General features: G+C 63.7%; 15 protein-coding genes. 12 read left to right on the forward strand and 3 right to left on the reverse strand.

What is annotated here, in order from left to right; translation table 11 throughout:
- Positions 1 to 15: 15 nt before the first annotated feature.
- The 8 genes from G6N13_RS11015 (at position 16) to G6N13_RS11050 (ending at position 6,973) form a co-directional block, all read left to right on the forward strand.
- Positions 16 to 1,068, forward strand: a complete 1,053-nt coding sequence (locus tag G6N13_RS11015) for a 2,3-butanediol dehydrogenase (RefSeq protein ID WP_163696987.1) — start codon at positions 16 to 18, stop codon at positions 1,066 to 1,068.
- Between the two features lie 67 nt (positions 1,069 to 1,135).
- Complete coding sequence (locus G6N13_RS11020) at positions 1,136 to 2,425, forward strand: GAF domain-containing protein (RefSeq protein ID WP_163696989.1); 1,290 nt, start codon at positions 1,136 to 1,138, stop codon at positions 2,423 to 2,425.
- A gap of 13 nt (positions 2,426 to 2,438) precedes the next feature.
- Positions 2,439 to 3,959 carry an aldehyde dehydrogenase gene (adh, locus tag G6N13_RS11025; protein WP_163696991.1) on the forward strand — a complete coding sequence of 507 codons (1,521 nt, stop codon included), beginning with the start codon at positions 2,439 to 2,441 and terminating at the stop codon, positions 3,957 to 3,959.
- Positions 3,959 to 4,453 carry a DUF779 domain-containing protein gene (locus G6N13_RS11030; protein ID WP_163696993.1) on the forward strand — a complete coding sequence of 165 codons (495 nt, stop codon included), beginning with the start codon at positions 3,959 to 3,961 and terminating at the stop codon, positions 4,451 to 4,453. Before adh ends, G6N13_RS11030 begins: the two co-directional genes overlap by 1 nt.
- A gap of 29 nt (positions 4,454 to 4,482) precedes the next feature.
- Complete coding sequence (locus tag G6N13_RS11035) at positions 4,483 to 4,761, forward strand: putative holin (protein WP_163696995.1); 279 nt, start codon at positions 4,483 to 4,485, stop codon at positions 4,759 to 4,761.
- The gene (locus G6N13_RS11040; RefSeq protein WP_163696997.1) at positions 4,754 to 5,308 is read left to right on the forward strand and encodes a hypothetical protein; all 555 of its coding nucleotides are present in this window, start codon (positions 4,754 to 4,756) and stop codon (positions 5,306 to 5,308) included. Before G6N13_RS11035 ends, G6N13_RS11040 begins: the two co-directional genes overlap by 8 nt.
- A gap of 4 nt (positions 5,309 to 5,312) precedes the next feature.
- Positions 5,313 to 6,707, forward strand: a complete 1,395-nt coding sequence (gene lpdA / locus G6N13_RS11045; protein ID WP_163696999.1) for a dihydrolipoyl dehydrogenase — start codon at positions 5,313 to 5,315, stop codon at positions 6,705 to 6,707.
- Positions 6,704 to 6,973 (forward strand): hypothetical protein, encoded by a 270-nt coding sequence (locus G6N13_RS11050; RefSeq protein ID WP_163697001.1) that lies wholly within the window; start codon positions 6,704 to 6,706, stop codon positions 6,971 to 6,973. Before lpdA ends, G6N13_RS11050 begins: the two co-directional genes overlap by 4 nt.
- 65 nt (positions 6,974 to 7,038) lie before the next feature.
- Here the strand turns inward: G6N13_RS11050 and G6N13_RS11055 are convergent, their stop codons facing one another.
- Both G6N13_RS11055 and ramB read right to left on the reverse strand, forming a co-directional pair.
- Positions 7,039 to 7,575: a carboxymuconolactone decarboxylase family protein gene (locus G6N13_RS11055; RefSeq protein ID WP_163697003.1), complete on the reverse strand. Its 537-nt coding sequence runs from the start codon at positions 7,573 to 7,575 to the stop codon at positions 7,039 to 7,041.
- On the reverse strand, positions 7,575 to 8,990 hold the full coding sequence (gene ramB / locus G6N13_RS11060; RefSeq protein WP_163697005.1) for an acetate metabolism transcriptional regulator RamB: 1,416 nt from the start codon (positions 8,988 to 8,990) through the stop codon (positions 7,575 to 7,577). The genes G6N13_RS11055 and ramB overlap by 1 nt, the downstream gene beginning before the upstream one ends.
- A gap of 117 nt (positions 8,991 to 9,107) precedes the next feature.
- Here ramB and G6N13_RS11065 point away from each other — a divergent pair, with 117 nt between their 5' ends.
- The 4 genes from G6N13_RS11065 (at position 9,108) to G6N13_RS11080 (ending at position 13,458) form a co-directional block, all read left to right on the forward strand.
- Positions 9,108 to 9,932, forward strand: coding sequence for an acyl-[acyl-carrier-protein] thioesterase (locus G6N13_RS11065; protein WP_163697007.1), 825 nt, complete (start codon positions 9,108 to 9,110; stop codon positions 9,930 to 9,932).
- A gap of 259 nt (positions 9,933 to 10,191) precedes the next feature.
- Positions 10,192 to 11,478, forward strand: coding sequence for an isocitrate lyase (aceA, locus tag G6N13_RS11070; RefSeq protein ID WP_163697009.1), 1,287 nt, complete (start codon positions 10,192 to 10,194; stop codon positions 11,476 to 11,478).
- 124 nt (positions 11,479 to 11,602) lie between these two features.
- On the forward strand, positions 11,603 to 12,418 hold the full coding sequence (locus G6N13_RS11075; RefSeq protein WP_407663922.1) for a 3-hydroxybutyryl-CoA dehydrogenase: 816 nt from the start codon (positions 11,603 to 11,605) through the stop codon (positions 12,416 to 12,418).
- Between the two features lie 164 nt (positions 12,419 to 12,582).
- On the forward strand, positions 12,583 to 13,458 hold the full coding sequence (locus G6N13_RS11080) for a cyclopropane mycolic acid synthase family methyltransferase (protein WP_163697013.1): 876 nt from the start codon (positions 12,583 to 12,585) through the stop codon (positions 13,456 to 13,458).
- A gap of 3 nt (positions 13,459 to 13,461) precedes the next feature.
- Here G6N13_RS11080 and G6N13_RS11085 read toward each other — a convergent pair whose 3' ends face one another.
- Positions 13,462 to 14,319 carry a polyphosphate kinase 2 family protein gene (locus tag G6N13_RS11085; RefSeq protein WP_163697015.1) on the reverse strand — a complete coding sequence of 286 codons (858 nt, stop codon included), beginning with the start codon at positions 14,317 to 14,319 and terminating at the stop codon, positions 13,462 to 13,464.
- Between the last annotated feature and the right edge of the window lie 13 nt (positions 14,320 to 14,332).

Genomic DNA, 14,332 nt, shown 5'->3' on the forward strand with positions numbered 1-14,332 from the left:
ACATAGAACTGGCGTATGAGAGCAGCTGTCTATTACGGACCCAACAAGATCGAGATCGATGATGTCGCCGAACCGCAGGCCACCCCGGGGACGGTCAAGCTCAAGGTGGGCTTCAACGGCATCTGCGGTACCGACCTGCACGAGTACTACGCCGGGCCGATCTTCGTCCCCACCGCGCCGCACCCGCTTACTCATCAACAGCTGCCGCTGACAATCGGTCACGAATTCTCCGGGACCATCACCGCCGTGGGCGACGGCGTCACCGGATGGGCGGTGGGAGACCGCGTCGCCGTCGAACCGATCTACAAATGCGACCACTGCGCACCGTGCCTGGCTGGCAACTACAACGTGTGCCAACAGATCGGCTTCCACGGCCTGATGTCCGACGGCGGCATGGCCGAGTACACGGTGGTGCCGACTTCCATGCTGCACAAGCTGCCCGACAACGTCTCACTCGAGCTCGGGGCCCTCGTCGAACCGATGTCGGTGGCCTACCACGCCGCCACGCTCGGCGACGTCCGTCCCGGCGACACCGCCATGGTCTTCGGTGCCGGGCCGATCGGGATCGGTCTGTGGTTCGCGTTGCGCGGCAAGGGACTTGACGACGTTTTCGTCGTTGAACCGTCCCCGACCCGGCGCGCGGCCATCGAGGCGCTCGGCGCCGCGACGCTGGACCCTGCCGCGCTCGACGTCCCCGGCTTCATCGCCGAGCACACCGCCGGCGACGGCGCCGATGCGGTGTTCGACGCTGCCGGTGTCACCCCGGCTGTTGCGACGGCGCTGGCCTGCGTGGGTTCACGCAAGCCGATGGTCAGCGTGGCGATCTATGAAAAGCCCTTGGAAACACCGCTTCTCAATCTGGTTATGAACGAGAGTCGCATCCAGGGGTCATTGTGCTACACGGGTGCAGACTTCGAGGCCGTCATCGCCCTGATGGCCAAGGGTGCCTACGACACCACCGGGTGGGTCACTACGATACCCATCGACGACGTGATCGACGAGGGCTTCGAGGCGCTGCACGCCGGCACGAAGATGAAAGTTCTGGTCGACCCGAACGGCGAATCATGAGCCCTTCATCGGGTCTCATCGACGGCGGTCTGGTTTACCGCTGAGATGCAGAGCACAATCGGCAGTAATGCAAGGTCTGTCTGTGCCTGAACCCGCCGTCGCCGTCGGGGAGGATCCACGCACGTACGCGCGGCTGATGTCGGCTGTCTATGACGCGACGATGTCCGGCCACCGGGCACCGGCCCGGCCGCGGGACGTAATCGGCGATTCCTGGCGGCGGATGATGTCTGCCGGTGTCGACCCAGAACGCCGCGCGCGTCCGGTGGTGGAATCCGGCGGTCTGGAGACGCTGCGGCGGGCATCGGGACTGATGACCGTGCTCGACGAGATCTCCCGCGGGCTGGAATCGATCGTCGCCGACGGCGCCAACATTCTCGTCGTTGCGGACTCCCAGGGGCGGGTGCTGTGGCGCTCCGGCTCGCCGGCGGTGCTGGGCAACGCCGACCGCCTCGGGTTCATCGAGGGTGCGCACTGGGCCGAAGGCGAGGTCGGCACCAACGCGATCGGTACCGCCCTGGTGTCCAACCGTGCCGTCCAGGTGTTCTCGGCCGAGCACTTCATGCGCACCCACCACTCCTGGACCTGCGCTGGTGCCCCCATCCGCGACCCGCGTACCGGGCACGTGATCGGCGTCGTCGATGTATCCGGCCCCGCCGCGACGGTGCATCCGACGACGGTGGCTCTGGTCGACGCGGTCGCCCGGCTCGCCGAATCGAACCTGCGGGAACAACATGACCGCACCTTGAACCGGTTGCGCATGGTCGCAGCTCCGATCCTGGCCCGCATCGGCAAGCCCGCTCTCGCGGTCGATTCCGAGGGCTGGGTGGCGGCCGTCGACTCGCTGCCGCCGCACAACCGCATCCTGTTGCCGGACGGTATCGCGCCGGGCCGGGCCTGGATCCCCACCTTCGGCGTCTGCGACGTCGACGTGCTTCCCGGTGGCTGGCTGGTCCGGCCCACCGATGACGACGACGCACCTGACCCGACGCGGGTGACGCTCGACCTCAGCGCCGCGGGCGCACCCGCGTTGGACATGGCGGGGCAGTTCGGACGGTGGTGCCACGACATCTCGCTGCGCCACGCCGAGATCCTGCTGATTCTGGCGCGGGATCCGCGCGGACGATCCGCCCCCGAACTGGCCGCCGATCTGTACGGCGACCGCACCCGAGTGGTCACCGTTCGGGCCGAATTGTCCCGTCTGCGTAAGCAGTTCGTGGGTCTGCTTGCCGCTCAGCCGTATCGTTTCGTCGGCGGTGTCGAGGTGACCGTGCGCTATCCCGCAGACCGGTCGATGGTGCTGCCGTCGTCGATTTCACCAGCGGTTCGCGCTGTTCGTAACACCGAAAGTAACTCTTAGAGAAGGAGTCTTGATGACTGTTTACGCCCGCCCCGGCTCGGGCTCGGCCATGGCCTTCCAGTCCCGCTATGAGAATTTCATTGGTGGTGAGTGGGTTGCGCCGCTGGGTGGTTTGTATTTCGAGAATCCGACGCCGGTGACGGGTGAGGTGTTTTGTGAGGTGGCGCGGTCGACGGATGCCGATATCGATCTGGCGTTGGATGCTGCGCATGCTGCCGCGTCGGGGTGGGGGAAGACCGCGCCTGCTGAACGCGCGGTGATCCTGAACAAGATTGCCGATCGTATCGAGGCGAATCTGGAGTCGATCGCGCTGGCTGAGTCCTGGGATAACGGTAAGCCGATTCGGGAAACCCTGAATGCGGATATTCCGTTGGCAGTGGACCACTTTCGCTATTTCGCCGCTGCGATTCGCGCCCAGGAGGGCGCGCTGAGCCAGATCGACGAGGACACCGTCGCCTATCATTTCCATGAGCCGCTCGGTGTGGTCGGCCAGATCATCCCGTGGAACTTCCCGATCCTGATGGCGGTGTGGAAACTGGCGCCGGCGTTGGCGGCTGGTAATGCGGTGGTGCTCAAGCCTGCCGAGCAGACTCCGGCGTCGGTGCTGTATTTGATGTCGTTGATCGCTGATCTGTTGCCCGCTGGTGTTCTCAACGTGGTCAATGGGTTTGGTGTGGAGGCCGGTAAGCCGTTGGCGTCATCGAACCGGATCGCCAAGATCGCGTTCACCGGGGAGACCACTACCGGCCGGCTGATCATGCAGTACGCCTCCCAGAACCTGATCCCGGTCACCCTGGAGTTGGGCGGCAAGAGTCCCAACATTTTCTTCTCCGATGTGATGGCCGCCAATGACGACTACCAGGACAAAGCGTTGGAGGGGTTCACGATGTTCGCTCTCAACCAGGGCGAAGTCTGCACCTGCCCGTCCCGGTCGCTAATTCAGGCCGATATCTATGACGAGTTTTTAGCGATGGCCGCCATCCGCACGAAGGCTGTGCGCCAGGGTGATCCGTTGGACACCGAGACCATGATCGGCGCGCAGGCCTCCAATGATCAGCTGGAAAAGATTTTGTCCTACATTGAGATCGGCAAGAGCGAAGGCGCGCGGGTCGTCACCGGTGGTGAACGCGCCGACCTGGGCGGGGACCTGGGCGGCGGGTATTACGTGCAGCCGACGATCTTCACCGGCCACAACGCGATGCGGATCTTCCAGGAAGAGATCTTCGGGCCCGTCGTCGCGGTCACCTCGTTCACCGATTACGCCGAGGCCATCGGTATCGCCAACGACACGTTGTACGGGCTGGGTGCCGGGGTGTGGAGTCGTGACGGCAACACCGCCTACCGTGCTGGCCGCGATATCAAAGCCGGCCGCGTCTGGACGAATTGCTACCACCAGTACCCGGCGCATGCGGCGTTCGGCGGCTACAAACAATCCGGTATCGGCCGGGAAAACCACAAGATGATGCTGGATCACTACCAGCAGACCAAGAACCTGCTCGTCTCCTACTCGAACAAGGCGCAGGGGTTCTTCTAGTGAGTGCGGAGGTACCGGCGCGGGCATTGATCACCGCGGCGGCCGCCGAACTCCTGCATCGCCTGCAGGAACGGCACGGCCCGGTGATGTTCCACCAGTCCGGCGGCTGCTGCGACGGATCGTCTCCGATGTGCTACCCCGACGGGGAGTTCATCGTCGGTGATCGTGATGTGCTGCTCGGGTTTCTCGAGGGCGCTCCGGTGTGGATCTCGGGCTCGCAGTTCCAGACGTGGAAACACACCCAGCTGGTGATCGACGTCGTTCCCGGTCGCGGTGGTGGTTTCAGCCTGGAAACACCCGAAGGCATGCGGTTCCTGAGCCGGGGCCGCGTCTTCACCGACGCCGAGAATGAGTTGCTGGCCAGCACGTTGCCGCTGACCGGCACCGACTACGAGCGTGGTGCGCGGCCACCCGAACGGGCCGGTCTGGTGGTCGCCGAGGCTGCCGACGCCTGTGCAATCCCTGTTCGGCACGCCGGAGTCGTTCAGCCGTAGTCGGCGTGGGGGCACGTACGCTCATAAGCGTGATACCCCTGCCTCGGGCATGGCTGCTCACAAGCGCGTTGCTGGTCGGGACCGCGACCGGGCTGATCGCGGCCGTCGCGGCCACCGTGCTGGTCAAGACGCCGGTTCGCCCCGATCTCGTCGTGGGCTTGGTGGTGGCTGTTCCCAGTGTGATCGGAATGCTGCTCATCCTGTTCTCCAGGCGGCGTTGGATCACGACGGCGGGGGCGTTCATCCTGGCGATGGCGCCGGGTTGGTTGGGGGCATTGGTTCTGGTTCAGGTGGTGTCCAGTGGCTGACAAGACGTCCCTTCCGTCGACCGAACCGCATCACGCGCCGATCTTCGACACCGGACCGCACCCGGAGGTCCTCAAATCGCTGACCGACGAACCCGAGGCGGAGGTCTCGGGGCCGTCCATCGCGTTCAGCGAGTTGGAGAGTTTCGACACCGATGCGTTCCTGCACCCGATCAACGGCTCGTTGCACGCCGAACCGGTGGTGGTTCCGCCCGCGGCGACGGCGACGACGGGCACATATCAGTTCGTGAAGCGGTGGCAGTTCGTGTTCATCGTGGCGGCGGTCTGGGTGCTGGCCGCCGCGGCCGGCCTGGGTTTCTACTTCTGGTGGTACACCTCGCTGAACAAGACGCCGGCGGTGTTTTTCGTGCTGATCTACCTGATCTTCTGCTCGGTGGGCAGCATGCTGGTTTCCATGGTGCAGAACCGGCCGTCGGTAACGGCGCTGGCCATCGCGTTGATGTCGGCACCGCTGGCCTCGGTGGCCACCGCCGCGCTGCTGCACGGTGCCTACTACTTCGAATGGATTGCGCGTCCGACGATAGGCTGACGACGTGACTCACTATGACGTCGTCGTTCTCGGAGCAGGTCCTGGCGGGTACGTCGCGGCGATCCGCGCCGCGCAGCTCGGACTGAGCACCGCCATCATCGAACCCAAATATTGGGGCGGAGTCTGCCTCAATGTCGGCTGTATCCCGTCGAAAGCGTTGCTGCGCAACGCCGAGCTGGCCCACATCTTCACCAAGGAAGCCAAGACCTTCGGCATCAGCGGCGAGGCCACCTTCGATTACGGAGCGGCCTTCGACCGCAGCCGCAAGGTCGCCGACGGCCGGGTGGCCGGCGTGCACTTCCTGATGAAGAAGAACAAGATCACTGAGATTCACGGCTACGGGACGTTCACCGGTCCCAACAGCCTCGAGGTCAACCTCAATGAGGGTGGCACCGAAAAGGTCGAATTCGACAACGCCATCATCGCCACGGGCAGCAGCACCCGATTGGTGCCGGGTACTTCGCTGAGCGAGAACGTCGTCACCTACGAAAAGCAGATCCTGTCCCGGGAGCTGCCGGGCTCGATCATCATCGCCGGCGCGGGCGCGATCGGCATGGAGTTCGCCTACGTCCTGAAGAACTACGGCGTCGACGTCACCATGGTCGAATTCCTGCCTCGCGCGTTGCCGAACGAGGACGCCGAGGTCTCCAAGGAGATCGAGAAGCAGTACAAGAAGCTCGGCGTGAAGATCCTCACCGGCACCAAGGTCGAATCCATTGACGATGACGGCTCGCAGGTCACCGTGACGGTGAGCAAGGACGGCAAGACCGAGGAACTCAAGGCCGATAAGGTGTTGCAGGCCATCGGTTTTGGCCCCAACGTCGAAGGCTTCGGACTCGACAAGGCCGGTGTGGCGCTGACCGACCGCAAGGCCATCGGCATCGACGACTACATGCGCACCAACGTGCCGCACATCTACGCCATCGGCGACGTCACCGGCAAGCTTCAGCTTGCACACGTCGCCGAGGCGATGGGCGTGGTTGCCGCCGAGACCATCGCGGGAGCTGAGACCCTGGCCCTCGGTGACTACCGGATGATGCCGCGGGCGACGTTCTGCCAGCCGCAGGTGGCCAGCTTCGGCCTGACCGAGGAACAGGCCCGCGACGAAGGCTATGACGTCGTCGTCGCCAAGTTCCCGTTCACCGCCAACGGCAAGGCGCACGGCTTGGCCGACCCGACCGGCTTCGTGAAGCTGATCGCCGACAAGAAGCACCTCGAACTTATCGGCGGACACCTGATCGGACCGGATGTCTCCGAACTCCTGCCCGAGCTGACCCTGGCTCAGAAGTGGGATCTGACGGCCACCGAACTTGCCCGCAATGTGCACACCCATCCGACGCTGTCGGAAGCACTCCAAGAATGCTTCCACGGTCTCACCGGCCACATGATCAACTTTTGAGACCCACACTGATCGCCGGTATCGGCGGACTGGTCATCGGCCACATCCTGTGGCTGATCGGTATCTCCATCGCTACCAACGGTGCCGATGTCAGCTTCTGGGTACTGATTGTCTCCGCAGTGATCCTGGTGTTGGCTGCTGCGATCGGCTTTCTGGCGTGGCGCAATTACCGGCTCAAGCGGATGGTGTGGGCGGCGTTTCTGGGCTGCGTGCCGGTTTCGCCGGTGATCTTCACCTTGATCGTGCTCGGGGTCACCTACCTGTAGGCCATTTAGGGCCTGCCAGCTGTTCGCCAGGTTGGTTACAGGATGTCTCCAGCATCTACGCTGTGTTAGTCGGGGAAGTCCATCGGGACGCGCAGTGTGGTCAGGATGGCGGCAATGGTGTCGTAATGCCCTGCCAGGGCGCAGAATTCGATCACCTGTTCGCGAGACAGGTGTGCCGACAGATCGGCGAACGTGTTATCGCTGATGTCCCGGTTGAGCACGAACTCGTCGACCCCGGTGAGGAGGGCACGCTGACGGTCGGTCAGCCCCTCGGCCGTGGGGCCGGCAAAGATCTTGTCCTGCAACGCAGAATCCAGACCCCGGGACTTGGCCAGCCTGCGGTGCTGCTGCAACTCGTACTCCGAGTTGCGCAGATGACCCACCCGCAGGATCACCAGCTCCTTATCGCGTTTGGGCAGCTTGCCCCAGTTCAGCAGCACGCCCGAATACGGCAGGAACGACAGAAACAGCAGCTTGTGCTGACCCAGGACATTGAACAGGTTCATCTGTGGGGCGCGAATCGAGCGCGCACCCGCGCGAGCGATACCCCAGTTGAGCAACCCGAGTTCGCGTCGGCCGCCGGGTGGAATGCGTTGGGCCATCAAGACTCCTTGACCAAATAGGGCGACACCGTGCTGCGGTGCTCGTCGAGATCCAGCGCCCGGCCCAAAGCCGGGAAGGCGCGCTGCGGGCAGTTGTCCCGTTCACACACTCGGCAGCCGGCGCCGATCGGGATCGCGCTGTCCGAAGACAGATCCAGACCCGTCGAGTAGACCAGCCGGCTGGCGTGGCGAGCCTCGCAACCGAGGCCGATTGCGAACGTCTTGACCGGCTGGCCGTATCGGGACGCCCGCCGTTCGACGGTTCGCGCCACCCACATGTAGTTCCGCCCGTCGGGCATCTGCGCGATCTGTACCAGGATCTTTCCCGGGTTGGCGAACGTCTCGTAGACATTCCACAACGGGCAGGTGCCGCCGGCGGAGGAGAAGTGAAAACCGGTGGCGGACTGGCGTTTCGACATGTTGCCGGCCTTGTCCACGCGGACGAAGGAGAACGGGACGCCGCGCATCGAGGGCCGCTGCAGCGTCGACAGCCGGTGGCAGATGGTCTCGTAGCTGACCTGATAGAAGGCCGAGAGCCGTTCGACGTCGTAGCGGAAGTCCTCGGCCATGTGGTGAAACTGACCGTAGGGCAGCACGGTGGCGGCGGCGAAGTAGTTGGCCAGCCCGAGTCGGGCGAGCGTCCGGGATTCCTCGCTGGTGAACTTGCCCTCGTGCACCAGCCGGTCGATCAGGTCGCCGAACTCCAAATACGCCAGCTCGTTTGCCATCTTGAAGACCTGCTGCCCCGACGACAGGTGGTTGCTGATCTCCAGCGTGCGGGTCGTCGGGTCGTAGCGGTGCAGCACGGTGTCGCCGAGATCGACGCGGCGGATGATGTGCACGCCGTGCACCATGGTGAGCCGGTCGGATAGCTCGCGCGGCAACTCGGCACGGTGCATACGCATCCGGATGGTGAGATCCTCGGCGGCCGTGTCGAGTTCGTGCAGATAGTTCTGGCGTTGGTAGAAGTAGTCGCGGACTTCCTCGTGCGGCATCGTGATCGCGCCGCTTCCGCTGCCATCAGCGAACCGGTCTTCGGTCGCGGCCGCCAGCTGAGCGGTGGTGATGCGATAGCGGCGGTGCAGGTTGACGATCGCGCGCGCGACGGCGGGGTGGGTGTTGACGATATCGGCCATCTCGGTCATGTCGACGTCGAGATCGAGGTCGCGGTCCATCGTGACTTCGCGCAGTTCGGCCACCAGCCGGGTGTCGTCCTGGGACGCGAAGAAGGTGGCGTCGACCCCGAACACCTCGGTGATGCGCAGCAGCACCGCGACGGTCAGCGGACGGACGTCATGCTCGATCTGGTTGAGGTAGCTGGGTGAGATGTCCAGCATCTGGGCCAGTGCGGCCTGGCTGAATCCGCGTTCGGTGCGCAGCTGTCGTATTCGGGAGCCGACGAACGTCTTGGCCACCTGCCCAGCCTACCGACGGTCTGCGAAGACGGTCTTCGCAGCGTTGGCAACGCAGGCTGGTTGGCATTCACCTGGCCTTTTGGCATGATCGCGCTGGGATGGGGAAAAGGACCGCACATGACTACACCTGAGCGCATCGCCACCAGCGGACTGAGCAAAGTGCTGATGCCCGTCCCCGATCCGCATCCCGATGTATTCGACCGGCAATGGCCGCTGCGCGTCGGTGATATCGACCGCGTGGGCCGGCTGCGGCTCGACGCGGCGTGCCGCCATATCCAGGACATCGGCCAGGACCAGCTGCGCGAAATGGGCCAGGAGGAAACACATCCGCTGTGGATCGTCCGGCGCACGATGGTCGACCTGATCCGCCCCATCGAATTCCAGGAAACGCTGCGGATGCGGCGCTGGTGTTCGGGTACCTCGAATCGTTGGTGCGAGATGCGGGTCCGCATAGATGGGGTGCGCGGTCGCGGCCTCATCGAATCCGAAGCCTTCTGGATCAACATCAACCGGGAGACGCAGGGACCGGCCCGGATTTCCGATGACTTCCTGGCTGGTCTGAAGCGCACGACCAGCGAGGGCAGGCTGCGCTGGAAGTCCTATCTGAGCGCCGGCTCGCGCCACGACGCCACCGAAATCCGCGACTTCCCGATCCGGGTGAGCGATATCGATCTGTTCGACCACGTCAACAATTCGGTCTACTGGAAGGTTGTCGAGGAGTTCCTGGCACCCCATCCCGAGTTGTTGGAGGCCCCGCTGCGCATCGCCATCGAGCACGATGCGCCGGTGGCTCTCGGTGACAAGCTGGAAATTCTGCTGCACGTCTACCCGCCGGGCTCCACCGACAAGTTCGGACCGGACCTGGCCGATCGCACTGTTAGAACGCTCACATACGTCGTCGGCGAGGAGATCAAAGCCCTCGCCGCGATCTTCCCGCTCTGAGTGACGCGGTTTAACAGTACGAGCGTACTGACCTGCGAAAAGAAGCTACTGAACGGTAACCACTGAACCGGTTCAGGCCACGGTGTCCTTCGCAAGATTTGCAAAATAGCGGGACCCTTTGGCGAAAATTGGCACTCACAACGGCTTGAACTGCACTGATGATGCAAGGCATGCTCGGGTCAGAACACAAGCGAAGCCGCGTTGGCGTTAACAGTTCATTTCCCGTCAAGGTGGCAACCTCGATCCCCAAGGAGCAGGCATGTCCACCGTTGGCCAGCCGCAGACCGCAGAAGCAATCCAGCAGGACTGGGACACCAATCCCCGCTGGAAGGGCTTGACCCGTACCTACACCCCGGCCGACGTTGTCGCGCTGCAGGGCAGCGTCGTCGAGGAGGCCACCCTGGCCCGCCGCGGCGCCGAGGTGCTCTGGAACCAGCTGCACGAGATGGAGTTCGTGAACTCGCTGGGCGCGCTGACCGGCAACATGGCCGTCCAGCAGGTCCGCGCCGGCCTGAAGGCCATCTACCTGTCGGGTTGGCAGGTCGCCGGTGACGCGAACCTGTCCGGCCACACCTACCCCGACCAGAGCCTCTACCCGGCCAACTCAGTGCCCCAGGTCGTACGCCGCATCAACAACGCGCTGCTGCGCGCCGACCAGATCGCCAAGGTCGAGGGTGACACCTCGGTGGAAAACTGGCTGGCCCCGATCGTCGCCGACGGTGAGGCCGGTTTCGGTGGCGCGCTCAACGTCTACGAGCTGCAGAAAGCAATGATCGCCGCTGGTGTCGCGGGCTCGCACTGGGAAGACCAGCTGGCCTCGGAGAAAAAGTGTGGCCACCTCGGCGGCAAGGTTCTGATCCCGACCCAGCAGCACATCCGCACCCTGACCTCGGCGCGTCTCGCGGCCGACGTCGCCGACGTACCGACCGTCGTCATCGCCCGCACCGACGCCGAGGCCGCGACGCTCATCACCTCCGATGTCGACGAGCGCGACCAGCCGTTCATCACCGGTGAGCGGACCAAGGAAGGCTTCTACCGGGTGAAGAACGGCCTGGAGCCGTGCATCGCGCGTGCCAAGTCCTACGCGCCCTACTCCGACCTGATCTGGATGGAGACCGGCACCCCGGACCTGGACCTGGCCCGCCGCTTCGCCGAGGGCGTCAAGAGCGAGTTCCCCGACCAAATGCTGGCCTACAACTGCTCGCCGTCGTTCAACTGGCGCAAGCACCTGGACGATTCGACCATCGCCCGGTTCCAGAAGGAGCTCGGCGCCATGGGCTTCAAGTTCCAGTTCATCACTCTGGCTGGCTTCCACGCCCTCAACTACTCGATGTTCGATCTGGCCTACGGCTACGCCCGCAACCAGATGACCGCCTATGTCGAGCTGCAGGAGCGCGAGTTCGCCGCCGAAGAGCGTGGCTACACCGCCACCAAGCACCAGCGCGAGGTCGGCGCCGGCTATTTCGACCGGATCGCCACCACTGTGGACCCGACGAGCTCGACGACGGCTCTCGCGGGCTCGACCGAAGAGGGCCAATTCCACTGAGCCGCTGAGCCCGGTAGAGAGCCGCTGTTAGTCACATCAGGCCCCGTCCTTATATTGGGCGGGGCCTGATGCGTGAGGAGAATAAGTGAGCATTCAACGAGTTGGTGTGGTCGGTGCGGGGCAGATGGGTTCCGGTATCGCCGAGGTCGCAGCCAAGGCAGGCGCAGACGTCATCGTCTTTGAGCCAACCGAAGAACTCCTCGCCGGCGGACGTAAACGCCTTACCGGTTCGTTAGAGCGGGCGGCCAGCAAAGGCAAGCTCACCGAGGCAGATCGCGACGCCGCGCTGGCCCGACTGACGTTCACGACCGATCTCGCCGATATGGCCGATCGTCAGCTCGTCATCGAGGCGGTTGTGGAGGACGAGACGGTCAAGGGCAAGATCTTCGCCGAACTCGACCGGATCATCACCGACCCCGACGCGGTGCTGGCATCCAACACCTCGAGCATCCCGATCATGAAAATCGCTGCGGCCACCCAGAATCCGAGCCGGGTGCTGGGCTTGCACTTCTTCAACCCGGTGCCGGTGCTGCCCCTGGTGGAAGTCATCAACACGCTGGTCACCTCCGACGCTGCCGTGGCAAATGTCGAGCAGTTCGCGAGTGAGGTCCTCGGCAAGAAGGTCGTGCGCTGCGGCGACCGCTCCGGGTTCGTCGTCAACGCGCTGCTGGTGCCCTACCTGTTGTCGGCCATCCGGATGGTCGAGGCGGGCGTTGCCACCATCGAGGATGTGGACACCGCGATCGTTGCCGGCCTGTCGCATCCGATGGGACCGCTGCGACTCTCCGACCTCATCGGCCTGGACACCATGAAGCTCATCGCGGACTCGATGTACGACGAGCTCAAGGATGCGCACTACGCGCCGCCACCGTTGCTGCTGCGCATGGTCGAGGCCGGATTGCTGGGCAAGAAATCCGGCAAGGGCTTCTACACATACTGATTGTGAGCCACCCCCGCCTTCTGCATGTCATAGATGACTCTGTGCATTTCATAGACGAATTGGCTAGGCTCCTGGTCTTGGTCGGGGGACCGCTGCAACAACGTGCAACACCCCGCTTTTCGCGGTATCCGACCGTATGAGTAGAAGCTGGAAGGTATCTGTCGATGGTGGACGTAGACGCGAATTTGACCCCTTATTACGAGGAGTCACAGTCGATCTACGATGTCTCTGACGACTTCTTCGCCCTCTTCCTCGGCCCGACCATGGGCTACACATGTGGCTACTACGAGCGCGACGATATGACGCTCGAGGAATCGCAGAACGCCAAGTTCGACCTCGCTCTGGGCAAGCTCAATCTGGAACCAGGCATGACCGTTCTCGATGTGGGCTGCGGCTGGGGCGGTGCCCTCGAGATGGCGGTGCAGAAGTACGACGTCAACGTCATCGGCATCACGCTGAGCAAAAATCAGTCGGAGTTTGCCCGCGCGCGCCTGGCCGCCCTCGACACCACGCGATCGATAGAGGTGCGACTGCAGGGTTGGGAAGAGTTCGATGAGCCCGTCGACCGAATCGTGAGCATCGGCGCCTTCGAGGCGTTCAAGGCCGAGCGTTACCCGCTGTTCTTCGAGAAGGCCTACAACCTGCTGCCCGCCGACGGCCGCATGCTGCTGCACACGATCCTGGCGCACACTCAGGAATTCTTCCGCGAGAACGGGATCAAGCTGACCATCAGCGACCTCAAGTTCATGCGGTTCATCGGCACCGAGATATTTCCGGGCGGTCAGCTGCCCGCGGTCGAGGACATCGAGGTACTCGCGGCCGATTCCGGCTTCGCCCTCGAACGCGTCCACCTGCTGCAGCAGCACTACGCGCGCACGTTGGACATGTGGGCCACCAAGCTGGTTGCCAATAAGGACGAGGCGATCGCGATCACCTCGGCGGAGATCTACGACCGCTACATGAAGTACCTGACCGGCTGCGCGGACTTCTTCCGCCGCGGGATCACCAACATCGGTCAGTTCACCCTGGTCAAGGGCTGATAGTCAGGCCTGTGCCAGCCGCTTCTTCTCGGCCTCGACATCGAAATCGGCGGGCGGCCACGACAACTGCATGCTCTTGAGTGCCTCGATCAACAACTCGTTGATCGCCAGGCGGCTGTACCACTTCTTGTCACACGGGATGACGAACCACGGCGCGTGATCGGTCGACGTCCGGTCCAGCAGAGCCTGATAGGCCTCCTGATAGGCCGGCCACAGCAGTCGTTCGGTGACATCGCCCGGGTTGTACTTCCAATATTTATCAGGCCGATCGAGGCGCTCGGCCAGTCGCCGCCGCTGCTCGTCGAGTGAGACGAACATCGCGCACTTGACGATCGTGGTCCCGGAGTCTGCGAGCTCCTTTTCGAAGGCGTTGATCTCGTCGTAGCGCGGTTCCCACACGTCGGGTGGCACCAAGTCGTGCACCCGGACCACCAGCACGTCCTCATAGTGCGACCGGTCGAACACCCCGATGTGCCCGCCAGGCGGCAGCGCCTTGTGGATACGCCACAGGTAATGGTGGGCGCGCTCTTCTTCGCTCGGAACGCCGAACCCGGTGTAACGGATGCCCATTGGGTCGCCAGCCCCGACAACATGCTTGACGATGCCGCCCTTACCTGCGGTGTCCATGCCCTGCAGCACCAGCAGCAATGAGCGGTTGTCGCCGGCTTTGCCGTTGGCGTAGAGCATCTCCTGAAGCCCGGCGAAGCGTTCGTTGCGCTCGGCCTGCACCGCTTCCGAGCCGCTTTTATCGCCGGTGTAGCCGGGAGTGGAGACCGGGTCGATGTCGGTGACCTTGGTTCCCGGGCGGAACCTCAGGATCTTGCGCGGCTTATGGGTCCAGTCAGAAGGCAGATCGGTCATCGCCGACCACACT

The organism is Mycolicibacterium sarraceniae, from assembly GCF_010731875.1.
Classification (GTDB): domain Bacteria; phylum Actinomycetota; class Actinomycetes; order Mycobacteriales; family Mycobacteriaceae; genus Mycobacterium; species Mycobacterium sarraceniae.